The sequence below is a fragment of the Microbacterium sp. CIAB417 genome, assembly GCF_022788845.1.
The window spans coordinates 82,196-105,215 of record NZ_JAHZUT010000012.1 but is presented as its reverse complement, the minus strand read 5'-3'; the positions used below and the strand labels follow the sequence as shown (position 1 = coordinate 105,215).

Here is a 23,020-nt window from a genome sequence, read left to right as displayed (position 1 = left end):
AACGAGCGGGAAGGCGGATCCGCGTTTCGCCCTCCTCGTTCGTTGAGCGACACTTCGACTCGCTTCGCTCGCTCAGTGCAGGTCTCCGCGAGTCGAACGGGGTTGATGCCCTGCGACGGTTGCTGCGTTTCGACTCGGTCGGCTTCGCCGTCCTCGCTCAACGAGCCGGGAAAGGGGCGGGGAAGGCTAGAGGCGGAACACGCTCCGCGGAATCGTGTCGACGAGGTCGTGAGCGATCGTGTGCGCCTCCTCCTCGCCCAGGCGCCCGGTGACGACGAGAGTCGCCAGCCACCCGGCATCCACGCGCCGCGAGACGTCGTGCCGAGCGGGGATCGACAGGTAGGCACGGGTGTCGTCGATGAAGCCGCTCGTCTTGTAGAACCCTGCGGAGTCGGTGACGCCTTCCCGGAAGCGCCGGATGCCGTCGGGGCTGTCGAGGAACCACCACGGCGCCCCGGCGAAGACCGAGGGGTAGAAGCCGGCGAGCGGCGCGATCTCCCGCGTGAACGAGGTCTCGTCCACGGTGAACAGCACGAGCCGGAACGTCTCGTTCGTGCCGAAGTCCCCGAGCAGCTCGCGCAGCGGCTCGGTGTACCGGGAGAACAGCGGCAGGTCGTGGCCCGTGTCCGGACCGAAGCGCTCGGTGGTGGGGCGGTGGTGGCCGCGCAGCACGCCGGGATGCAGCTGCATCACCAGGCCGTCCTCGCTGGACATGCGCGCCATCTCCCAGAGCATGTGGCGGCGATAGGCGGCTGCGTCCGCGTCCGTCGCCTCGCCGGTCAGGCCCGCGCGGTGGATGCGTTCCAGCTCACCGGCGGACAGCCGTGTGGCCCAGGCATCCACGACGCCCGAGTCGGTCGCCGTCGCTCCTAGGGATCGGAAGTGCGCCCGCCGATCCTCCAGAGCCCGGATGAGGCCGGCGGCCGTCCCGGTGTCGATGCCGCTGACGGCATGAAGCTCGTCGAGGGCGCCGCGCCAGCCGGCCGCGGACGGGTCGAAGAAGCGGTCGGGTCGGAACGTCGGCACGACGCGCCCGGTGAAGGACGTGTCCTCCCGCAGCGCCGCGTGCGCGTCGAGCGGGGCGGCGGGGTCGTCGGTCGTGGCCAGCACTTCGATGTCGAATCGGTCGAACAGGGCGCGGGGGCGGGACCCGTCCTCCGCGATCCAGGCGGCGATCGCATCGAACTGGGCGTCGGCGTTCGCCGCGGACGGATGCTCGTCGAGTCCGATCACGGAATGCAGGGTGTCCTCGAACCAGGCACGGACGGGCGTTCCGGCGAACACGTGCCAGTGCGTCGCGAAACGGCGCCAGATCTCGCGCGGTTCGATCTGTGACGATCCGCGGCCCAGTTCGTCGAGGTCGAGCCCGTGGGCGTGCAGCAGACGCAGCACGTAGTGATCGGGGACGATGAGCAGATCGGCCGGGTCCGTGAACGCCTGGTCGTCGCGCAGGAGCGCGGCCTCGACGTGACCGTGCGGCGACAGGATCGGCGCCTCGCGCACGCTCTCGTACAGGGTGCGGGCGAGGGCGCGCGTCGCGGGATCCGCGGGAAGCAGACGATCGGGGGAGGGGGCGAGTCTCACGGGGTGTCCTTCTCGGTCGCGGGCGCGGGGCCGCTGCTCTCGCGGGTGCGCAGGTAGGTGGGCAGAAGGGTGCGCAGTCGCGGCGTGCCGCTCTGCGACAGACGGCTCAGCAGCATGGTGACGGCGACGCGGCCGGCCTCCTCGATCGGCGCCGAGACCGTCGTGAGCGGCGGATGGCAGAAGTCCGACCCGAAGATGTCGTCGGTGCCGACGATCGACAGGTCCTCGGGGACGCGGATGCCGCGCTGGGACAGCCTCTTCAGCATGCCGATCGCCAGCAGGTCGTTGAACACGATGCAGGCCGTGACGTCGCGCGACGCGACGCTGTCCGCCGCCGTGGACCCGGCCGCGGCGTTCGGGGCCCACGGCCCGAGGAAGGTGAGCTCGACGTCGAGATCGGCCGCGGCTTCCTGCAGCGCCTCCCAGCGGCGTGCGCTCGACCACGAGCCCGCCGGTCCCGCCACGTAGGCGATCCGCCGGTGGCCGAGCGAATGCAGGTGCGTGAGTGCCAGGCGGACGCCGGTGGGTGTGTCGATGAGCACGCTCGGCACGTCGGGCAGGTCGCGGTTGACGGTGACGAGCGGCTGCCGGGCCGCCGCGGCGACGAGCTGGTCCTCGTCGAGACGCGAGGCGGCCAGGATCACACCGTCGGCGGACTTGCGCATGACCTCCAGCGTGTCGGCTTCGATCTCGCGGGACTCCTCGGTGTCGACGAGCAGCTGCGTGTAGCCCGCGGCACGCAACTGGCGCTGGGCTCCGCGGATCAGGTCGAAGTAGAACGGGTTCGCGATGTCGGGGACGAGCAGGGCGACCGTGCCGGTCCGGCCGGATGCCAGCGAGCGCGCCTGCGAGCTCGGAACGTAGGCGAGCTCAGCGGCCGCCTCCTCGATGCGCTGCCTGGTGACCGCATTCACGCGGGCGGGGTTGCTCAGCGCGCGGGACACCGTGGAGGCCGCGACGCCGGCGAGACGCGCGACGTCCGTGATCGTGGCGGCGCGGCCGGTCGTGCCGGCCGGTCCGGCAGCTGCGTCGGTGTCGGTCATGCGGCGAGCATATCTATTCGCATCACGGAATGGCAACCTTGTGGCAAACGCTTGTCAAACAGTTGCCGTATGGTTACGGTGGTCAGCATCGGAACGAGCCGAGCCAGCAAAGGAATGCGATGTCGCCTGCCCACGCCCCTTCTCCCGCCTGGGATCTCTCAGGCTTCGGAGACGAAGTCGACCCCGATCCGCGCATCCAGTGCGCGGTGCTGCTGGCGCTCGGAGCGCAGCACATCGAGGTGCGCTCGGCGTGGGGGATCAACATCGTCGATCTCGACGACGAGCGTCTCGCCGAGCTGGCCGGCATCATCCGGGAGAACGGTCTCGGCGTCTCGGCGATCGCTTCGCCGATCGGCAAGAGCGACCTCACTGCTCCCGTGGAGGAGGAGCTCGCGCGCCTGGACCGGGCGCTGCGCGCCGCCGACGTGCTCGGCTCTCGCTACATCCGGATCTTCTCCTTCTGGCAGCCCGAGGGCGAACCGGTCGAGCAGATGCGCGAGGAGGTCATGAGCCGCATCGCCCTGTTCGCTCAGCGCGCGCAGGCCGCCGGTGTGACTCTGCTGCACGAGAACGAGAAGCACATCTACGGCGACACCCCCGAGCGCGTGCTCGACATCGTCCGCACGGTCGGCTCGCCCGCGCTGCGCCTGGCGTGGGACAACGCGAACTTCGTGCAGGTGGGAGTGCGGCCGTTCACCGAGGCCTTCGCGCTCCTCGCTCCCTACGTCGAGTACCTGCAGGTCAAGGACGCCCGGTTCGACACCGGCGACGTGGTCCCCGCCGGCGACGGCGACGGCGAGCTCGCCGAGACGGTCGCCGGCCTGCGCGATCGCGGCTTCACGGGTTTCGCCTCCCTCGAACCCCACCTCACAGATCAGACCTCCCTGGGCGGTTTCACGGGTCCGCACGGCTACGGCCGCGCGGCCCGGGCCTTCCGCACCCTCACCGACAACGCTGGAGTGACCCTCGCATGAGTACCCTGTCCACCGCCATCATCGGCTGCGGCGTCATCGGACGCACGCATGTCGACGCCGTCCTGCAGCTCGCCGATCGTCTCACGCTGACGGCGCTCGTCGACGTCAGCCGTGATCGCGCTGACGCCCTGGCCGCCGTCGTCGAGGAGCGCACCGGCTCCCGTCCTGCGGTCTTCTCCACCGTCCAGGACCTCGTCGCCGCCGGAGCGCCGCAGCTCGTCGTCGTCGCGACCCCCTCCGGGCTGCACGTCGAGCAGGCCGTCGCCGCGCTCGAGGCCGGGGCGCACGTCCTCATCGAGAAGCCGCTCGACGTCGACCTCGTCCGTGCACGCCGGCTGGCCGCGGCGGCGGACGCAGCGGCCGCCCGCGGCCAGGTATGCAGTGTCATCAGCCAGCACCGCTTCGACCCGTCCAGCCGGATCGTGCACGAGGCGATCGCCGCGGGGAGCTTCGGCCGGGTCACCTCGGGTGTGGCGACCGTGCCGTGGTGGCGCTCGCAGGCCTACTACGACTCGGGCGACTGGCGCGGCACGTGGGCGCTGGACGGCGGAGGCGCGCTCATGAACCAGGGCGTCCACACCGTGGATCTGCTGCTGTGGTTCCTCGGGCGCCCCGTCTCGGTCTCGGCCGAGATCGCGCTGCTCGCCCACGAGGGCGTCGAGGTCGAGGACACCGCCGTCGCGACCGTGACCTTCGACAGCGGGGCGCTCGCCGTGCTCCACGCCACGACCGCTGCCTATCCCGGACTCGGAGTCCGGCTCCAGGTGATGGGGTCCGAGGGCTCGGCGGTCATCTCCCGCGACGCCCTGGAGTACATCCACATCAAGGAGGGCGACGGCGCCGACATGGGGCTGCAGGGATCGGGCAACCAGGCCGATCGCTATGCGGCCGGTTCTGCCTCGGAGGTCGACGCCACCCAGTTCGTCGACGGCCACATCCGTCAATACGACGACCTGCTCGCTGCGATCGACGAGCACCGCGAGCCGCTGCTGACGGTGGACGCCGCACTGCTGGCACTCGCCGCGGTCCGCGCGGTGTACGTCTCGGCGGTCCTCGGCCGGAAGGTCCTGATCGATGACGTGATCGCCGGCGAGTACGACGACCTCGTCCTGGAAGTGCCGAGCATCGAGGTCCCCGCGGTATGACCGTCCCCGACCGCGCGCCCGTCCGGATCGCCCACCTGGGCCTCGGGGCGTTCCATCGTGCGCACCAGGCCTGGTACACGGAGATCGTGAACCGTGCAGGCGGCGAGCAGTGGGGGATCGCAGCCTTCACCGGACGACGGCCGGATGCCGCGCTCGCGCTGTCCGCTCAGGACTGCCGGTACGACCTCGTGGTGCGAGGCCCGCAGGCGGACGCGGTCGAGCGCATCTCCTCGATCGTGGCCGCCCACGACGGTGCGGACGCCGAGGCCTGGCGCGCCGCGATGACGACGGTCGCCGTGCTCACCGTCACGATCACCGAGGCGGGCTATCGAGCCGACGGCGCGGCGATCGCCCGGATCGTCGACGGTCTGCGCGCGCGTCGAGACGCGGGCGCCGGCCCCATCGCGATCGTCGCCTGCGACAACATCGACCGCAACGGCATCCTGCTCGGCGAGCTCGTACGCGGGGCGGCGGACGCCGGGCTCGTGCCGTGGATCGACGCCGAGGTCTCTTTCGTGTCCTCGGTGGTCGACCGGATCACTCCGGCCGTGGCCGATGCGCTGCCGATCACGGTGAGTGACGATCCCTGCGCGATCGTCACCGAACCCGAGGCGTCCTGGGTCCTGTCCGGCGATTTCCCGGCCGGAAGGCCGGCATGGGAGCTGGCCGGCGCGGAGTTCGTCGACGACATCGCGCCCTACGAGCGCCGCAAGCTCTGGCTGCTGAACGCGGGCCACACCCTGTTGGCCGGGCTCGGGCAGCTGCGCGGCCACACCACGGTCGCCGAGGCGATGACGGACGTGGTCTGCCGCGAGGCCGTGGACGAACTGTGGGAGGACGCCGGGGCGGTGCTGCCGTTCGACGAGACCTCGCTCACCCAGCACCGCGCCGCCATCGTCGCGAGGTTCGAGAACGCGCGCATCCGTCACGCCCTGCGACAGATCGCGACGGATGCCGAGCTCAAGCTGCGCCTGCGCGTGATCCCGGTCATCCGCGCCCGCCTCGCGCGGCATCTGGACGCGGGGCGCGGCGAGATCCGCGCGCTCGCCGCCTGGGCGGCACTGGAGGGTCTCGACACGGACGCCGTCATGCGCCGTTTCGAGCTGGACGAGGTCGTGCGCGCCGAGCTGATCGGCGCGACCGCAGAACTGAAGGGAGTGCACGCATGATCATCGACAGGGCCGAGGTGATCGTCACGAGCCCCGACCGGAACTTCGTGACGTTGAAGCTCACGACGGACGACGGCCTGACCGGTCTCGGGGATGCCACGCTCAACGGGCGCGAGCTCGCGGTCGTCGCGTACCTCACCGAGCACGTGGTCCCTCTTCTGATCGGCCGCGACGCGCACCGCATCGAGGACACCTGGCAGTTCCTGTACCGCTCGGCGTACTGGCGCCGCGGCCCCGTGACGATGGCGGCGATCGCGGCCGTCGACATGGCCCTCTGGGACATCAAGGGCAAGGCCGCGGGCATGCCCGTGTACCAGCTGCTCGGCGGCGCCTCTCGTACCGGCCTGCTCGCCTACGGGCACGCCTCCGGCAAGGAGCTCCCCGAGCTGTTCGACTCCGTGCGCTCCCATCTGGAGCAGGGGTACAAGGCCATCCGCATCCAGACCGGCGTACCAGGCCTCAAGGCTATCTACGGCATCGCGTCGCAGTCGGCCGACACGTTCGGCGGTGAGGCGCGCTACGACCACGAGCCGGCCCGCCGCGGCGCGCGACCGGTCGAGGAGGACTGGGACACCCGGGCGTACCTGCGTCACCTTCCCGGGGTGTTCGAGGCGGTCCGGAACGAGTTCGGGCCCGAGATCCCGCTCCTGCACGACGGGCATCACCGGATGACGCCGATCCAGGCCGCGAGACTCGGCAAGGACCTCGAGCCGTACGACCTGTTCTGGCTCGAGGACTGCACACCGGCCGAGAACCAGGAGGCGCTGCGCCTGGTGCGCCAGCACACCACCACGCCGCTCGCGATCGGCGAGATCTTCAACACCGTGTGGGACTTCAAGGACCTCATCCGCGAGCAGCTCATCGACTACGTGCGCGGCGCGGTCACGCACATGGGCGGGATCAGCGCGCTGCGCAAGACGCTCGAGTACGCCGCGCAGTACCAGATCCGATCCGGGATGCACGGCCCGACCGACATCTCGCCGGTGGGCATGGCCGCGGCGATGCACCTCGGACTGAGCATCCACAACTTCGGCATCCAGGAGTACATGCGCCACGGCGCGAAGACGGATGCCGTGTTCCGGCAGTCCTTCACCTGGCAGGACGGGATGCTGCACCCCGGCGACGCCCCCGGCCTCGGCGTCGAGCTCGACGTCGACGAGGCGGGCAAGTACCCCTACGAGCAGGCCTACCTGCCGTACAACCGGTTGGCGGACGGCACCGTCCACGACTGGTGAGCACCGCACGACGAGAGGAAGACACGAGCATGGCACGGATCGGCATCCAGGCGATGATGCTGAAGAACGCCGTCGCAGAACTCGGGGCGTTCGAGACGTTCCGACGGGCGACGGACATCGGGTATCGCGTCGCGGAGCTGTCGCAGATCCCGCTGACGGGTGAGACGGTCGCAGAGCTGCGTCGCGCCCGGGAGGAACGGGGCGTCGAGTACTGCGCCCTGTCGGCCGCGCTCACGGCGGGCGGCATCAACGACTCGCTGGAGGACGACTTCGACAAGATCGTGGCGGACTGCCGGGCGCTCGGAGCGGACCTCGTCCGGATCGGGATGCTGCCGATCCCGGCGCTGCGCTCGACCGAGGCCGTGCTCGACTTCTGCCGGCGGGCGGATGCCGCAGCCGAACGTCTGAGCGACGAGGGCATCGCGCTGTACTACCACAACCACCATGTCGAGTTCGCGAAGGTCGACGGGCGCTACCTGCTGGAGATCATCGCCGAGAACTCGCCGCACGTCGGCATCGAGCTCGACGCGCACTGGATCGCCCGCGGCGGACTGGACCCCGCCAGGGTCATCGAGCAGTACGCGGGCCGGGTCCGCATGGTGCATCTGAAGGACTACCGCATCGCGCTGCCGGACGCCGCGGCGATCGACGCATTCGAGAGCGGCGATCACGCGGCCTGGGGCGCGGCGTGGAACGGCCTCGTCCAGTTCGCCGAAGTGGGCGAAGGCAACCTCGACTGGCCCGGGATCATCGACGCCGGCATCCGCTCCGGAGCCGAATACCTGCTCGTCGAGCAGGACGAGCTCTACGGGCGCACGGTATGGGAGGCGCTCGAGATCTCGCACCGCAATCTCACCCGGCTCGGCTTCGCCGAGCTCTTCTGAAACACCCGCATCACCACGTATCAAGGAGGATCACATGGCACATCGCAGGACTCTCACCGCACTCGCGGGAATCGCCGTCGCAGGACTCGCGCTCGCGGGCTGCGCATCCGGAGACTCGGGAGACTCGGGATCGAGCGGGGACGGCGGACCCGTCACGCTCGAGTTCTGGGCCTGGGGCTCGAACGTCGACAAGCGCGTTGCGGAATGGAACGAGCAGAACCCGGACATCCAGGTGAAGATCTCCGCCCCCGCCGGCGGAGCCGACTTCCCCGTCAAGGTGCTCTCCGCCGTCCGCGCGGGCGAAGGGCCCGACATGGCGCAGGCCGAGTACACCCAGATGCCGACGTACGTCTCGGCGGGCGTCGTGGCCGACGTCGAGTCGGTGCGCGGTGATCTCGAGGAGGCGTACTCCGAGACCACGCTGGACACCGTCACGTTCGACGACACGATCTTCGGCATCCCGCAGGACCTCGGGCCCGCCCTGTTCATGTACCGCACCGACCTCTTCGGCCAGCTCGGCATCGAGCCGGCCCAGACCTGGGACGACTTCCGCGCGCTCGCCGAGCAGGTGCGCTCCCTCCCAGGCGACCACTACCTCGCCAACTTCAGCTCCCTCGACGCCGACCTCTTCATGGGACTCTCCCTGCAGAACGGCGCGCAGTGGTGGGACTTCGCCGACGGCGAGTGGAAGGTCGACATCGACGACGAGGCCAGCGCCGAGGTGCTGGAGTACTGGCAGGGGCTCGTCGAGGACGACCTCGTCAGCACCTACCCGACCGGCAGCCCGGAGTTCAACGAGGCGACGGCGTCGGGGAAGATCCTCGGGCAGATCGCCGGCGCCTGGGCGCCCGGTCCGCTGCTGAACCAGTATCCGGACACGGTGGGACTCTGGGCCGCCGCCCAGATCCCGCAGTGGGATGCCGGGGAATTGAAGACCTTCGCCCGGGGCGGATCCGCGAACATCGTCCTCGCGGACAGCGAGCACTACGAGGAGTCGGTCGAGTTCCTCACCTGGCTGAACGCCTCGGACGAGGGCGCTGAGGGGCTCGTCGGGATCAACAAATTCACCGCCGCCCTGCACGGTCAGGAGATCGACCGGCCCGCGCCGGAGCTGATCCCCGAGGACGACACGTACTGGCCGACCGCCGCCGAGTCCGCATCGGGCCTGCTGTCCGTGCAGTGGGGACCCAACACGCAGGTCGCGTTCACGGCGCTGAACGACGCCCTGGGTGCCGCGATCGAGTCGGGCGCCTGGGCCGATGTCCTCCCCACGGTGCAGACCACCGTCGAGGGCGATCTGGACTGACGTCATGACCGCACTCCTCCAGGAGGGCAAGCCTGCGGGCGGGGAGGCGACGCGCGCCGTCGTCCTCCCGCCCCGCAAGGCGCGCCGACCGCATCTTCACCGGCACACCGGCTTCGCCTACGCCCTCATGGCGCCGGCGCTGATCATGTTCGCCGTCGTGTTCGTGATCCCGATCTTCTACTCGGGCTGGCTGAGCGTCCGCGGACGCGGAGCGTCCTCGAGCGGTGCCTTCGGCCCGCGTGAGGAGACGTTCGTCGGGCTGTCGAACTACGCGACGGTGCTCGAGGACCCGACGTTCTGGACGAGCCTCGGACATCTGGGCATCTACGCCGTGATCATGGTGCCGCTGCTCATGGGCACCTCGATCCTGCTGGCGCTGCTGCTGGACCTGCCGCGCGCCAAGGCCAAGGCGTTCAGCCGGACGTCGATCTTCCTGCCGTACGGCGTGCCGAGCGTGATCGCGGCATTGATGTGGGGGTTCCTGTACGTCCCCGACATCAGCCCGGTCTACCAGCTGGCGAGCACGTTCGGCGTGCAGCTGCCGAACCTGCTCAGCGGAGACTGGATCTACGTCGGCATCGTCAACGTCGTCCTGTGGGGCGGCATCGGGTTCAACACGGTGATCATCTACACCGCACTGCAGTCGCTCGATCGCTCGCAGATCGACGCCGCGCGCATCGACGGCTGCGGCGAGGGGCGCATCGCCTGGTACATCAAGCTGCCCCACGTCGTGCCGGCCACGGTCGTCACGGGCCTCTTCTCCGTGATCGGCGCGCTGCAGATCTACAGCGAGCCCGCGATGCTCTCGACGCTCACGAACGCGATCGACTCGACGTTCTTCCCGCTCATGCGCGTGTACCGCGACGCGTTCGCGCACGACGATCTCAACTCCGCCGCCGCGGCATCCATCCTCCTGGCGCTCGGGACGGTCCTGCTGTCCCTGCTCGTGCTGGCGGGACGGCGCCTGGCCACACGGAAGGGCGACCGATGACCCTGCTGTCCGCGCGCGAGAAGCGCGCCGCATCCTCCGACTCCCGTCCACCCGCGTACGACCGGCCGGCCGGCACTCGACGACGGGGCGTGCCGATCGCGGCGATCCTGCCGACGACCGTGCTGCTGCTGTCGGCGGTGTACTTCCTGCTCCCCGTGGTGTGGGTGCTGTTCTCCGCCACGAAGTCGTCGGCGGAGCTGTTCACGACCCCGGCGTTCAGCTTCGGCACGGCGCTGTGGGACAACATCGTGGCGCTGTTCACGTACGAGAACGGCGGGTTCGCGAAGTGGCTCGGCAACAGCTTCTTCTACAGCATCGTCGGCGCGCTGGCCTCGACCCTGTTCTCGGCTGGAGCGGGCTACGCGCTGGCGATGTACGAGTTCCGCGGCAAGCACGCCATCATGATCGGGCTGCTCGGCGGCGTCCTGCTGCCGACCATCACGCTCGCGATCCCGCAGTATCTGCTGTTCGCGCAGATCGGGCTCGCCAACACCTACTGGTCGGTGCTGATCCCCACGATGATCACGCCGTTCGGCATCTACCTGGCGTACGTGTTCGCCCGCGCCTCGGTGCCGGTCGAGCTGCTCGAGGCCGCCCGCGTCGACGGATCCAGCGAGTGGCGGACGTTCCGCTCGATCGGGCTGCCGATGCTGCTGCCGGGACTCGTGACCATCTTCCTGCTGCAGTTCATCGGCGCGTGGAACAACTTCCTGCTGCCGTACATCATGCTCACGGATTCGGATCTGTTCCCGATCACGGTGTCGATGTACATGATGCTGAACCGCGGCGGCAGCGAGCCCATCCTCTACACCCTCGCGATCGCCGGTGCGGCGGTCGCCATCATCCCGGTCATCGCGTTCGTGCTGGTGCTCCAGCGCTACTGGCGCCTCGACCTCGTCTCAGGGAGTCTCAAGTGACCACTGTCGGACTGATCGGCCCGCGGGCCAACGGCCTCGTCGCACAGCGCGCCGGAGCGGACTACGTCGAACCGACCATCGTCGGCAACGTCATCCTCTTCGACGAGGACGGAACGCCGAGCCTCAACCCGGAGTTCGCGGGCGAGCGGTATCCGTCCTTCGCGATCCTGCTTCCGGGGGACGTGCGGGTCGCCGACCCGGAGTTCGATCTCGACCGGGTGCGGTCGTACTTCGCCGGGGTGTTCCCCGTGCTCGCGCAGGTCGCCGAGCCGGGAGCGAAGATCGTGTTCGGATCGGGTGCCGCGCGGCGCATCCCGGAGGGTGCCGATCGCGCCGCCGCCGAGGCGCGCTTCGCCGAATCGCTCGTGATCGCCCGGGATGCCGCCGCCCAGCACGATCTGCGGGTCATGCTCGAGCCGCTGCACCAGGGCGAGACGAACCTGATCCACACGATCGGCGAGGCCGTGGCCTTCCTGGACGCGCACGGCATCGACGGCGTCCCGGTGGTGGCCGACCTGTTCCACATCGAGCAGGAGGGCGAGCCGCTGGACACGGTCACGGCCCACATCGACCGGATCGGCCACGCGCACATCGCCGACGCCGGCCGGCTCTGGCTGGGCTCGGGTGACGGTCAGTGGCGCGAGTTCGTGGCGACGCTGAGGGATGCCGGCTTCGACGGTCCTGTCTCGCTGGAGTGCAACTGGGGCGACGACCTCGAGACCGAGATCACGGCCTCGGTCGCGGCGTTGCGCGCGCTGCCGTAGCTCCCTCCGTTCGTTGAGCGACACTTCGACTCGCTTCGCTCGCTCAGTGCAGGTCTCCGCGAGTCGAAACGGGATTGATGCCGCATGGCGGTTGCCGCGTTTCGACTCCTCGCTGCGCTCGTCGCTCAACGAGCGAGGGAGGGCGCGCTGTGATGCGTGCGTTCTCGCTCCCTCCGTTCGTTGAGCGACACTTCGACTCGCTTCGCTCGCTCAGTGCAGGTCTCCGCGAGTCGAAACGGGGTTGGTGCCGCATGGCGGTTGCGGCGTTTCGACTCCTCGCTGCGCTCGTCGCTCAACGAGCGAGGGAGGGCGCGCTGTGATGCGTGCGTTCTCGCTCCCTCCGTTCGTTGAGCGAGCGGAGCGAGTCGAAACGGGGTTGGTGCCGCATGGCGGTTGCCGCGTTTCGACTCCTCGCTGCGCTCGTCGCTCAACGAGCGAGGGAGGGCGCGCTGTGCTGCGTGCGTTCTCGCTACCTCCCTCCGTTCGTTGAGCGACACTTCGACTCGCTTCGCTCGCTCAGTGCAGGTCTCCGCGAGTCGAAACGGGGTTGGTGCCGCATGGCGGTTGCCGCGTTTCGACTCCTCGCTGCGCTCGTCGCTCAACGAGCGGGGAAAGGGATCTCGTCGCTCAACGAGCGAGAGAAGCGGGGCGGGACGGGGGAACGTCAGGCCGGGATGACCAGCACGCCGTTGCGGCGGTGCGGCACGGACGCCAGCGCGGCGTCGCGCAGCTCGGGCGGCAGCAGTCGCTCGGGCGCGTCCTGGAAGACGACCGGACGCAGGAAGCGGCGGATCGCCGTCGCGCCGACCGAGGTGTGCAGCGAGGTCGTCGCCGGCCACGGGCCACCATGATGCTGCGACCACGTCACGGCGACGCCGGTCGGCCATCCGGCGAACAGCACGCGCCCGGCTCGCAGCTGCAGCAGCTCCAGCGTCTCGGAGACGTCGTCTCCGTCCTCGGCGTGCAGGGTCGCGGTGAGGCTGCCGGGCACGACGTGCAGCGCCGCGTGCAGGTCGGCCTCGTCGCGATAGCGCACCAGCAGCGTCAGCGGCCCGAACACCTCTTCCAGCAGCGTCTCGGGGCGCGCGGCGACGGCCGCGGCATCCGTCGTCACGACGACCGGACGCGCCCCGTCCGGGGTCTCGGCTCCGTGCGCGATGATCGACGTCGACGCGTCGTCCAACAGGGTCCGGATGCCGTCGGGGAAGGCCGCCGTGATGCGGTCCGTCAGCAGCGGACCGCCGGCGACGGATCCGACCGCGGTCGCCACGGCATCCTCGAACCCGGCGTCGGACGGGATGAAGACGACGCCCGGCTTCGTGCAGAACTGTCCCGCGCCGAGCGTGAACGAACCGACGAGGCCCGCGGCGAGATCCCGCCCCCGCGCCGTGACCGCGGCGGGCGTGAGGACGACCGGGTTGATGCTGCCCAGTTCGCCGTAGAACGGGATGGGGTCCGGGCGGCCGGTGGCGAGATCGAACAGCGCGCGCCCACCAGACACCGAGCCGGTGAAGCCGGCGGCCTGCACGACGGGATGCCGCACCAGGGCGTTCCCCGCCTCGCGGCCCTCGACGAGGGCGAACGAACCCTCCGGGGCACCGGCCGCCCGCAGCGCCTCGGCCACGATCTCGGCGGTGCGCCGCGACAGCTCCGGATGCCCCGAGTGCGCCTTGACGATCACCGGGTTCCCCGCGGCCAGTGCCGAGGCGGTGTCCCCGCCGGCGACCGAGAACGCGAACGGGAAGTTCGAGGCCGAGAACACCGCCACAGGGCCCAGCCCCACCAGCCATCGGCGCAGCTCCGGGCGCGGCGGGGTGGCCCCGGCATCCGCATCGTCGACGACGATCTCGCGGAACGAGCCCTCCTCGACGACCGAGGCGAACGACCGCAGCTGACCGGTCGTGCGAGCCACCTCTCCGGTGAGGCGTGCGGAACCCAGGCGGGTCTCGCGGTCGGCGATCTCGACCAGTTCGGTGGCGTTCGCATCGAGGGCATCGGCGATCGCCCGCAGCCATCCGGCCCGCTCGCCCGCGGAGGACGTGCGCCACACGGGCGCCGCCTCGGCCGCGAGCCGGGCGACCTGTTCGAGCTGTTCGGTCGTCGTGGTCATGTCAGGCCTTTCCGGTGAGGACGGGGGAGAAGCGGATGCCGAGACCGATGTGGGCGGTCTCGGTGAGGTGCCCGTCGGAGATCGCGACGGGAGAGGGGTCTTCCAGCGCGCCGAGGGCACCGAAGCCGGCATCCTCGACGTCCTCGGCCCAGGGCTCTGCGACGTTCCCGGGGAGCGTGAGCGCGAGCTGCCCGCTCAGCTCGGGGAGCAGATGCGGGTGCAACGCCGCACCGTGCTCGGATGCCAGGGCGGCGATGCGCAGGAACGGCGTGATGCCGCCGACGCGGACGATGTTCGGCTGGACGATCTGGGCGGCCCCCGCGCGCAGGAAGTCGGCGAACCGGTGCGCCGTGTGCAGGTTCTCGCCGACGGCGATCGGGACGTCGATGCGGCGGGCGAGCTCGGCGTGACCCGCGAGGTCGTCGGCACGAAGCGGCTCCTCGATCCAGGCCGGATCGAACCGCGAGAGGGCCTCGACCGAGCTCGTGGCGCGGGCGAGATCCCACCGCTGGTTCGCATCGATCATCAGGGCCCGGGCGGGACCGAGAAGCTCGCGCACCGCCTCGACGCGATCGACGTCCTCGGCGATGTCGGGCTTGCCGACCTTGATCTTGACGGCCTCGAACCCGGAGTCGATCCAGCGCTGCACCTGGGCCAGCAGCTCGTCCTGCGTGTAGTGCAGGTTGACGCCGGAGCCGTAGGCGCGCATCCGATCCCGTTTCCGGCCGATCAGCGCGGACACCGGCAGATCGCGCGCACGCGCCGCGGCATCCCAGAGCGCCAGGTCGAGCCCCGCGAGCGCGATCGTCGTGAGGCCGCCCCCGCCAGCCTCGTGCAGATGCTCCCACAGACCCTGCCAGGCCTCGCCCGGCTCGGCGGAGCGGCCGATCGCTGCTGTCGCGATGTCGTCCGACAGCAGGGCGTGCACGGCCGAGGCGCCGATCTGCGGCGTCCACGAGAATCCCCAGCCCTCGACGCCGTCCGAGCGCACGACGTGCGTCGCGACGATCCCGACCGACGTCACGTCGGCCGCCCAGGGGCGCGTCAGCGCGACCCGCTGCAGACGGGTGGAGAAGCGGGCGATCGTGATCACAGCAGGGCGTGTCCGGCGTCGAGGATCTCGGCCAGGCGCTGCTCCTGCGCCGGCGACGGATCCACCAGCGGCGCGCGGACCGAGCCGACGGGCAGTCCGCCCAGGCGCAGGCCGGTCTTGATGAGCGAGACACCGAACCCCGGGGTCTCGTCGCGCAGGCTGACCAGCGGACGGTAGAAGCCGTCGAGTATCTCGAGGCGCCGCGCCTCGTCGCCGTCGACGTACGCCCGGTAGAACGCGTTCGCCACCTCGGGGATCATGGCGAACGCCGCCGACGAGTACAGCGGAACGCCGATCCCGCGATAGGCGCCCTGGGTCAGCTCGGCCGTGAGAAGACCGTTGAAGAACGCGAAGTCCGCGCGCCCGGACTCGGCCACGGCACGGACGATGAGCTGGGTGGTGCCGATGTCGCCCGTGCCGTCCTTGAAGCCGACGACCTTCGGGTTGGCGGCCAGGGTGCGCATGGTGTCGACCGAGTACTGTGCCGCCCCTCGGTGATAGACGATGACCGGGAGATCGGATGCTGCGGCGATCGCCTGGACGTAGGCGATGAGCCCCGCCTGCGTCCCGCCCACGAGGTACGGGGGCAGCACGAGCAGACCGTCCGCTCCGGCATCCGCCGCCGCCTTCGCGACCTCGACGGCGTGGCCGAGCTGCCCGCCGGCGCCCGCGATCACCGGCACGCGACCCGCGACGGCCGACACGGCGGTGCGGGTGACCGCGGCGGCCTCGGCCGCCGAGAGCGCATGGAACTCGCCGGTCCCGCACGCCGGGAAGACGCCACCCGCCCCGGCGTCGACGCCGCGGGCGACATGCTCGGCGAGCAGGTCGTGCTCGATCGTGCCCGTCGCGGTGAAGGGCGTGACGGGGAAGAACAGGATGCCGTCGAAGTTCATGAGAGGCCTTTCGTCAGGAGGGCGTCCGCACTCGCGAGCTCGGTGCGCCAGTCGTGCTGCGGACGCCAGCCGAGCAGGCGCTCGGCCTTCGCGCTCGAGAACGCCGGGCGCGTGCCGGTCAACTCGGCGGCGGCCGGAGCGGTGCCGGGATGGAAGCGGGGCAGGAGGTCCGCCAGCGGTTCGCGGGCGAGCGCGTCGGCGGCGCCGACGAAGAAGACCTCGCCGTTGGGGATGTCGTCGAGGCCGTCCAGCAACGTGTGGGCGAAACCCGCGACATCGCGTGCGTCGACGTAGTTGAACAGCGCCGGCGCGGACAGCGCCGGGTCGTCGAGGCGCTCGCGGACGGTGTGACCCTGCTGCGTCGGTGCGCCCGCCCATTCCTCGGGGGCGATGACGTAGCACGGGCGGAAGGCTGCGAACCGGGTGGTGTCGCCGGTCTGGCGACGCAGCATGCCGAGCGTGTCCTCGATGAGGAGCTTGGACAGTGCGTAGGCGTTCCACGGTCGGGTCGGCGTCTGCTCGTCCAGCGGCAGCCGGTCGACGCTCCAGCCGGTGGGGCAGCCGTAGCCGAGCACCGTCGGACTCGACGCCGCGACGATCTTCGGGATGCCGGCCTGCACGGCTCCGTGCAGCACCGAGACGGCGAGGCCCGCGTTGGTGCGCATGATGACGTCCTCGCGGGCGCTGAACGGCACGGCGATCGCGGCGAGGTGGATGAGGGCGTCGGCGTGCGCGTCGGCGAGGACGGATGCTGCGGCATCCGCGTCGGACAGGTCCAGCGCGATCTGCGTGACGCCGTCCTGATCGAGCTCGGGGGCGTTCGTGCGGTCCAGGGAGAGGATCTCGTGGCCGAAACCGGCGAGGCCGGTGACGAGGCTGCGGCCGAGCCGTCCCGCGCCGCCGGTGATCACGATGCGGCTCATACCCGTGCCTTCCCTTCGAGCAGGCGGATGCCGAGGTCCGCGACCTGGACGGGCATCCCCGTCGTGAGCGACTGGTTGCCTGCGATGCCGACGGCGATCGAACGGACCCCGTCGCCCCAGTCCGCGGGCCGCGCGAGAGGATCGTCGCCCGGGCCCTCGAACACGTCGGAGAGCAGCAGCGCGTCGCCGCCGCCGTGTCCGCCCTCGCCGCGGAGGATCGGCACCTCGCGAGCGGCCTCCCAGTGCTTCTGTACGATCAGGCGCTCGCCCTCGGGACGCAGGGCCGTCGCGGCGTCGGAGCCGGACAGGCTCGGGTCGAGGCTCGGATGCAGGCCCTCGCCGGCCAGCACGGCACCCCGCTCGACGACCTCGAGCTCGGCGCGGCCGTGCGTGCCGTTGACGGCGACGCGGTAGCCCTCCCACGGTGCATGGGCGTTGAGCGAATAGGACAGCGTCGCGCCGGAGGCGTAGTCGACGATGAGGGCGAGGTTGTCCTCGATCGTGATGCCGCCTGCGAACACGTCGCGGTCGCGGATGTAGCCGTCGTGCTTCTCGGCATCCAGATACAGGGCCTTCAGGCGCGGATCGTCGCGCAGGTCGAGCTCGAACAGGTCGCCGTCGTCGTGGGTGCCTCGCTCGGGGCGGTCGGTGAGCCCGCGGGAGGCGGCGTTCTCGGCGCCGTAGAAGCGCAGTCCGCCGGAGGCGTACACGCGCCGCGGCTCGGAGCGCAGCCACCAGTTGACGAGATCGAAGTGGTGACTGGACTTGTGCACCAGCAGCCCGCCCGAATTCGCCTTCTGGCGGTGCCAGCGGCGGAAGTAGTCCGCGCCGTGCTTGGTGTCCAGCATCCACGAGAAGTCGATCGACGTGATCTCTCCGATCTCGCCGTCCTGCAGCAGCTGTCGCAGCGCGCTGTTGCGCGGGGAGTAGCGGTAGTTGAAGGTCAGCACCACCTGGCGCCCGGTGCGTTCGACGGCCTCCTCGATGCGCGCGGCGCTCGGGGCGTCGATGGTCAGTGGCTTCTCGACGACGACGTCAGCGCCGGCCTCGAGGGAGCGGACGATGAGCTCGGCGTGCAGGTCGTCGCGGGCGCAGATGATGACCCGCTCCACGCGCTCCTCGCGGATGACCTCCTCGAGGCCGTCGGGGTCGGACACCCGCGGGGCGGCGGCGCCGGCGGCGGCGATGCGGTCGAGGTAGTACCGCGCGCGTGCGGGGTTCGGCTCGACGATCGCCACGAGCTCGGCGCGATCGCGGTGCTCGCCGAGGATCGCATCGACGTACATCTGGGCGCGGTGGCCGGCACCGGCGATGGCGTAGCGCGTCATTGAGGTTCCGCTCTTCCGTCAGGAAACGTTTTCTCAACCGTAGCACAGCCGTCTCACCCTCGCCCGTGCCCCTCGTCCGTGCCCCTCGTCCGTGCCGCTCGTCCTCGCCCGTGAGACTTGGTTTGCGGAGCGACGCTTGGTCAGGCGAGCCAAGTCTCGCGCTGCAAACCAAGTCTCACGGTTGGGCGAGGGGCGGGGCGGTGGTCTCCCGGACGACCAGCGCCGGAACGACCGTGGATGCCGCGGTCGGTCTGCCGCCCTCGAGAAGCGCGTGCATCGCCTGCCATGCCTGCGCGCCCAGGTCGGATGCCGGAACGGATGCCGTCGTCAGGGGCGGCGTCGCGTTGGCGGCGAAGGGGATGTCGTCGAAGCCGGCGATCGAGAGGCGCTCGGGCACGTCGATGCCGCGGGAGCGGAGCGCCGACAGCAGGCCGAGCGCGACGAGGTCGTTGAAGGCGAGGACGCCTGTCGCGTCCGATGCCAGGACCGCATCGGCGGCTGCGGCGCCGCTGTCGAAATCGACGCCGGTCGGGATCTCGTCGATGCGCAGATCGGCGATCTCCGCGACGGCCCGTGCGATCGCGTCCTGGCGGGCGCGGTGGGAGGCGCTGCGCTCGGAACCGGCGAGATAGGCGAGGTGGCGATGACCGAGCCCGGTCAGGTGCTCGATGATCTCGCGCAGCCCGGCGCCGTAGTCGGCCGCGACGACCGGGGTGTCGGGCTGAGGCGAGCGGTTGATCACCACGGCGGGGGAGAGGTCGGGCAGCAGCTCCTGCAGCTCCTCCTCGGGCATGCGCGGAGCGCACAGGACGATCCCGTCCGTGCGCAGCCGGGTTGTGCGGGCGAGGGCGCGCTCGTTGTCGAGGTCCTCCACCGAGTCGGCGATGAGCACGTGATACTCGTCGGTCGAAGCCGCGCGGCTGAGGCCGCGGAGGATGGCTTGATAGGTGGGGTTCTCGAGGTCGGGGATCACGACGGCGACCGTCTGCGTGCGACCGAGGACGAGACTGCGCGCGAGCGGGTTGGCGGTGTATCCGAGTTCGGCGGCCGCGGCCTTCACGCGCTCGACGAGCGCCGGATCGACGGTCGGGTTGTCGTTCATGGCGCGGGACACCGTCGACAGCGAGACGCCGGCGAGCTTCGCGACGTCGGTGATGCGCGTCCGTGTCGAGCGGCCCATCGCTCACCCTCCGTTCTCGCGCGTGGCGCGACCCACGCCATCGTAGCGACTATCGTGTGAGAAAACGTTTCCGGAACGACGGCAGGAGATCGCGATGGCGGGATCGGATCAGGACCGCAGGGTCAAGCAGGATCGACTGGCGCGCGTGCGCGCGACGGCGGGCGCCCCGCTCGTGCTCGCTTCGCACGAGGCGGTGTCCTGGTATCTCGACGGCGTGCGCACGCACGTCTCGCTCGCCGGTCCGCCGGTGCTCGCCGTTCGCGTCGAGGATGCCGGGGACACGCTGTTCATCGCCGAGAACGAGGCCGACCGGCTGGTCGCCGAGGAACTCCTGCCCGCTGACGTGGAGCGGATCGTGCGCGTGCCGTGGCAGACGCCTCCGGCCGAGGCGGCGCTCGCAGCCGGTGCCGCGGCGCCGGAGGCCTCGGTCGCCGCGGAGCTGCGCGCGGCTCGCGCATCGCTGCTGCCGGGGGAGCGCGACCGCTACCGCGTGCTCGGACGGGATGCCGCCGAGGTGCTGACGGAGGTGCTCTCGCGGGTGAATCCCGAGGACGTCGAGCAGGCGGTGGCGGCGTCGGTGGCGGCCGGGCTCGTCGCGCGCGGCATCGATCCGCTGGTGATCCTCGTCGCCGGTCGCGAGCGCCTTCCGTTCCGGCATCCGCTCCCGACGACGGCGGCGCTGGGCGAGCGCGCCATGGTGGTCGTGTGCGGACGGCGCCATGGTCTGATCGCGAACATCACCCGCTGGGTCGGTGCGGATGCCGCGGACGAGCGCATCCTCGCGGTCGAGCGTGCCTTCCTCGACGCGTCCGTCCCCGGGCGCCCCCTCGACGAGGCGTTCGCCGAGGGAATCGCCGCCTACGGCGCGCACGGGTTCGACGCGGAGGAGTGGCAACGGCATCACCAGGGCGGTCCGACGGGTTACGCGGGTCGAGACCCGCGGGCGACGAGGGCGACGACGGATGCGCTCGCCGAATGGCAGGCGTTCGCATGGAACCCGACGGCGCCCGGAGTGAAGGTCGAGGACACGCTGCTGCGCACTCCGGACGGCTGGGAGACGCTGACGCTCGACGAGCGCTGGCCGACGATCACGCACGACGGCCTGGAGCGGCCCGTAGCGCTCCCGTACGGAACGGTCTAGTCTCCTCACCTCGCTCCTCGAGCGAGGCCGGCGCACGCGTCTCTGCCCCCGCCTTCCGCCCCCTTCCGCTCGTTGAGCGAGGCCGGCGCAGCCCTCGTGTCCCTTTCCGCTCGTTGAGCGAGGACGGCGCAGCGCTCGTGTCCCTTTCCGCTCGTTGAGCGAGGACGGCGCAGCCGCCCGAGTCGAAACGGGCCGACGTCTGAGCAACGCTCGCCGCTTCCCGTTTTCTTCCGCTCTCGCCCCCGCCTTCCGCTCGTTGAGCGAGGACGGCGCAGCCCTCGTGTCCCTTTCCGCTCGTTGAGCGAGGACGGCGCAGCCGCCCGAGTCGAAACGGGCCGACGTCTGAGCAACGCTCTCCGCCTCCCGCCCCGCTCCTCGCCGCCTCGCCGACAGCTCAACCGAGCAGCGCTGCGACCTCGGCATCCGTCAGCCGGCCGTCGGCGACGACACCGCGGAAGGAGAGGGTGACGGCTTCTCCGGCATCCAGGATCACCGGCCGGTCCCAGGCCAGAGCCGAACCGATCCCGGGGTAGTCCGTCACGCGCACGAACCACGGCCGGCGCTCCTCGGAGGCCAGCGCAACAGTCGCCTCGCCGTCCGGGAAGCGCGCGCTGAAGGCGATCCAGTCCGACTCGGTCCCGTGCACGGCGTCCTCGCCGGCCGCATCCGCGGTGCGCACGTCGACGTCGGATCCCGGGGGGAACCGCCACGAGAAGCCGCCGTAGCCGCCACCCGCGCGGCCGTGCGACCCGGGACTGCCCAGCTCGATGTCCGAGATGGCCCGCAGCGTCGTCTCGGTCCGAAACGTCCACGCCCGCGGATCGGATGCTTCGGCGAACCGCCAGGCCGTTCGCTCCTGCAGCAGCACGGCGCCGTCGGGGGCGAGCCAGTCCGCGGTCGCCGCGAATCCGTCGGCCGTGCGCTCGAACGAGGTCGTCGCGATGCGGCTGTGATCGTCGAGCCAGCGGTATCCGGCATCCGCGGTGTAGGTCGGACCGCCCCAGAAGTTCACGCCACCGGCGTGCTGGATCGCGACCGAGACGCCCAGGTGCCAGTCGTGGTCGGCCGGATGCGCATCGGTGACGACGACACCCGCCGGGGTGCGGACAGGGTGCAGGAACGGCCGGGGGCCGGAGGTGGGGGTCACGGCCGATCCGTCGTCGCGCACCGCGATCACGTGGTCGCCGAGCAGGAGGTCCTCGGTGGCCCCGTCGGCCGTCTCAGGCGCGAACGGCGCGCGGACCTCGCTGAAGAGGGCACCGGCGCGGGCGGTGCGCTCGACCCATTCCCCGATGTCGTCCACGGCGATCCGGTCGGAGAGGACGGTGAAGGCGGCATCCGGGATCCGGACGGGATCCTCGGCGGTGCGGACGGCCTCGAGGACCTCCATGTAGGCGCCGGTGTCGACGAGAGCGGACAACTGCGGGACGCCGTGATCGAGATGGTCGAGGAACTGCTCGAACAGCTCGACGCGTCCCGGCCGGGAGACCCGCCCGTCGGGATAGGTGAGGACGTCGTCGGTGTAGGAGAACAGGACGTCCGCGGACGCCGTGCGCACCTCGATCAGCGGCTGGTGCTGGTCCGGCCCTGCCAGGGTCAGGGCCGCCGAGACGACCCGGCCGTCGGAGAGCGTGATCCGGACGCTGGAGGTGTCGTCGGCTTCGATGTCGTTGGCGCGGTACAGCTCGAGCTCGATGCGGCCGATGTCCTCGCGCCGCCGTGCTCCGGCGATGTGCAGGGCGGTGGCGATGGCGTGCGAGAGGGCGTTGGTGAGGACGCCGTCGACGACGGGCTGTCCGTTCAGGGTGCGCCTGCCTGCCCAGGCCGAGCGTGTCCAGTAGGCGAACTCGCGGCTCCAGTTCGCCCAGGTCGCCACCGACGTGGCGCCGCCGAGCTCGGCGATCTCGGCTAGGGCGTGCGAGCCGAAGCTCTGGAACCCGACCTGCACCGTGCGCCCGGTGCGCTCCTGCAGGGCGAGCAGTTCCTCGAACTGATCCATCGTGGCGACCGGTGGCTTCTCGAGGTAGACGTCGCTGCCGTGCTCGAGAGCGCGCGCAGCGAGGCCGAAGTGCGTGTTGGTCGGGGTGGCCACGATGACGATGTCAGGCCGGATGCCGGTGGCGAGAGCGGCGTCCAGGTCCGGCCAGCTCGCGGCATCCGATCCGAACCCCTCGGCCGGTCCGCCCTTGGGATCGACGAGGCCGATCAACTCGACGCGGTCGCCGAGGCGCTCGAGGTTGCGCAGGTGGACGTGGCCGTAGCCGTGGGCGCCGACGAGGAGGACGGTGGTCATGCGGATTCCTTCGCGGTGCGGGATGCTTCGATGCGATCCGTGCC

At 70.8% G+C, this 23,020-nt stretch carries 19 protein-coding genes; 10 read left to right on the top strand and 9 right to left on the bottom strand.

Translation table 11 applies throughout. The features are described from left to right. Positions 1–186 precede the first annotated feature (186 nt). Both uxaC and KYX17_RS29335 read right to left on the bottom strand, forming a co-directional pair. Complete coding sequence (uxaC, locus tag KYX17_RS29340) at positions 187–1,584, bottom strand: glucuronate isomerase (protein ID WP_243232883.1); 1,398 nt, start codon at positions 1,582–1,584, stop codon at positions 187–189. Further along, a complete protein-coding gene (locus tag KYX17_RS29335; RefSeq protein WP_243232875.1) occupies positions 1,581–2,627 on the bottom strand; it encodes a LacI family DNA-binding transcriptional regulator in 1,047 nt (348 codons plus the stop codon). Before KYX17_RS29335 ends, uxaC begins: the two co-directional genes overlap by 4 nt. A gap of 119 nt (positions 2,628–2,746) precedes the next feature. On the opposite strand from KYX17_RS29335, the gene KYX17_RS29330 reads away from it, so the two are divergent. Genes KYX17_RS29330 through KYX17_RS29290 form a run of 9 tightly spaced genes read left to right on the top strand, consistent with a single transcriptional unit; the run spans position 2,747 to position 12,012 of the window. Further along, positions 2,747–3,601 carry a sugar phosphate isomerase/epimerase gene (locus KYX17_RS29330; protein ID WP_243232874.1) on the top strand — a complete coding sequence of 285 codons (855 nt, stop codon included), beginning with the start codon at positions 2,747–2,749 and terminating at the stop codon, positions 3,599–3,601. Then, on the top strand, positions 3,598–4,746 hold the full coding sequence (locus KYX17_RS29325; RefSeq protein WP_243232873.1) for a Gfo/Idh/MocA family protein: 1,149 nt from the start codon (positions 3,598–3,600) through the stop codon (positions 4,744–4,746). The genes KYX17_RS29330 and KYX17_RS29325 overlap by 4 nt, the downstream gene beginning before the upstream one ends. Further along, on the top strand, positions 4,743–5,915 hold the full coding sequence (locus tag KYX17_RS29320) for a mannitol dehydrogenase family protein (protein WP_243232872.1): 1,173 nt from the start codon (positions 4,743–4,745) through the stop codon (positions 5,913–5,915). Before KYX17_RS29325 ends, KYX17_RS29320 begins: the two co-directional genes overlap by 4 nt. Further along, entirely contained in the window at positions 5,912–7,150 is a 1,239-nt protein-coding gene (gene manD / locus KYX17_RS29315; protein ID WP_243232871.1) for a D-mannonate dehydratase ManD, read from the top strand. Before KYX17_RS29320 ends, manD begins: the two co-directional genes overlap by 4 nt. 29 nt (positions 7,151–7,179) lie before the next feature. Continuing rightward, the gene (locus tag KYX17_RS29310; RefSeq protein ID WP_243232870.1) at positions 7,180–8,034 is read left to right on the top strand and encodes a sugar phosphate isomerase/epimerase; all 855 of its coding nucleotides are present in this window, start codon (positions 7,180–7,182) and stop codon (positions 8,032–8,034) included. A gap of 34 nt (positions 8,035–8,068) precedes the next feature. Continuing rightward, on the top strand, positions 8,069–9,340 hold the full coding sequence (locus tag KYX17_RS29305; protein WP_243232862.1) for an ABC transporter substrate-binding protein: 1,272 nt from the start codon (positions 8,069–8,071) through the stop codon (positions 9,338–9,340). A 4-nt stretch (positions 9,341–9,344) separates the two neighbouring features. Further along, positions 9,345–10,331 carry a carbohydrate ABC transporter permease gene (locus KYX17_RS29300; RefSeq protein ID WP_243232858.1) on the top strand — a complete coding sequence of 329 codons (987 nt, stop codon included), beginning with the start codon at positions 9,345–9,347 and terminating at the stop codon, positions 10,329–10,331. Continuing rightward, complete coding sequence (locus tag KYX17_RS29295) at positions 10,328–11,248, top strand: carbohydrate ABC transporter permease (RefSeq protein WP_243232857.1); 921 nt, start codon at positions 10,328–10,330, stop codon at positions 11,246–11,248. The genes KYX17_RS29300 and KYX17_RS29295 overlap by 4 nt, the downstream gene beginning before the upstream one ends. Then, entirely contained in the window at positions 11,245–12,012 is a 768-nt protein-coding gene (locus tag KYX17_RS29290; protein ID WP_243232856.1) for a sugar phosphate isomerase/epimerase, read from the top strand. The genes KYX17_RS29295 and KYX17_RS29290 overlap by 4 nt, the downstream gene beginning before the upstream one ends. Before the next feature lie 664 nt (positions 12,013–12,676). On the opposite strand, the gene KYX17_RS29285 is transcribed toward KYX17_RS29290, so the two are convergent. The 6 genes from KYX17_RS29285 to KYX17_RS29260 all read right to left on the bottom strand — a co-directional run bounded on the left by KYX17_RS29285 (position 12,677) and on the right by KYX17_RS29260 (position 19,542). Further along, complete coding sequence (locus KYX17_RS29285) at positions 12,677–14,122, bottom strand: aldehyde dehydrogenase (NADP(+)) (protein ID WP_243232854.1); 1,446 nt, start codon at positions 14,120–14,122, stop codon at positions 12,677–12,679. Between the two features lies 1 nt (position 14,123). Next, the gene (locus tag KYX17_RS29280) at positions 14,124–15,215 is read right to left on the bottom strand and encodes a mandelate racemase/muconate lactonizing enzyme family protein (RefSeq protein ID WP_243232852.1); all 1,092 of its coding nucleotides are present in this window, start codon (positions 15,213–15,215) and stop codon (positions 14,124–14,126) included. Further along, complete coding sequence (locus KYX17_RS29275) at positions 15,212–16,111, bottom strand: 5-dehydro-4-deoxyglucarate dehydratase (protein WP_243232850.1); 900 nt, start codon at positions 16,109–16,111, stop codon at positions 15,212–15,214. Before KYX17_RS29275 ends, KYX17_RS29280 begins: the two co-directional genes overlap by 4 nt. After that, a complete protein-coding gene (locus tag KYX17_RS29270; RefSeq protein WP_243232849.1) occupies positions 16,108–17,034 on the bottom strand; it encodes an NAD(P)-dependent oxidoreductase in 927 nt (308 codons plus the stop codon). Before KYX17_RS29270 ends, KYX17_RS29275 begins: the two co-directional genes overlap by 4 nt. Then, on the bottom strand, positions 17,031–18,362 hold the full coding sequence (locus tag KYX17_RS29265) for a Gfo/Idh/MocA family protein (protein WP_243232847.1): 1,332 nt from the start codon (positions 18,360–18,362) through the stop codon (positions 17,031–17,033). The genes KYX17_RS29270 and KYX17_RS29265 overlap by 4 nt, the downstream gene beginning before the upstream one ends. Before the next feature lie 175 nt (positions 18,363–18,537). Next, positions 18,538–19,542, bottom strand: coding sequence for a LacI family DNA-binding transcriptional regulator (locus tag KYX17_RS29260; protein WP_243232844.1), 1,005 nt, complete (start codon positions 19,540–19,542; stop codon positions 18,538–18,540). Between the two features lie 94 nt (positions 19,543–19,636). Between KYX17_RS29260 and KYX17_RS29255 the strand changes: the two genes are divergently transcribed. Next, a complete protein-coding gene (locus tag KYX17_RS29255) occupies positions 19,637–20,683 on the top strand; it encodes a Xaa-Pro peptidase family protein (protein ID WP_243232843.1) in 1,047 nt (348 codons plus the stop codon). A 394-nt stretch (positions 20,684–21,077) separates the two neighbouring features. On the opposite strand, the gene KYX17_RS29250 is transcribed toward KYX17_RS29255, so the two are convergent. Then, entirely contained in the window at positions 21,078–22,976 is a 1,899-nt protein-coding gene (locus tag KYX17_RS29250) for a DUF6807 family protein (RefSeq protein WP_243232841.1), read from the bottom strand. Positions 22,977–23,020 lie beyond the last annotated feature (44 nt).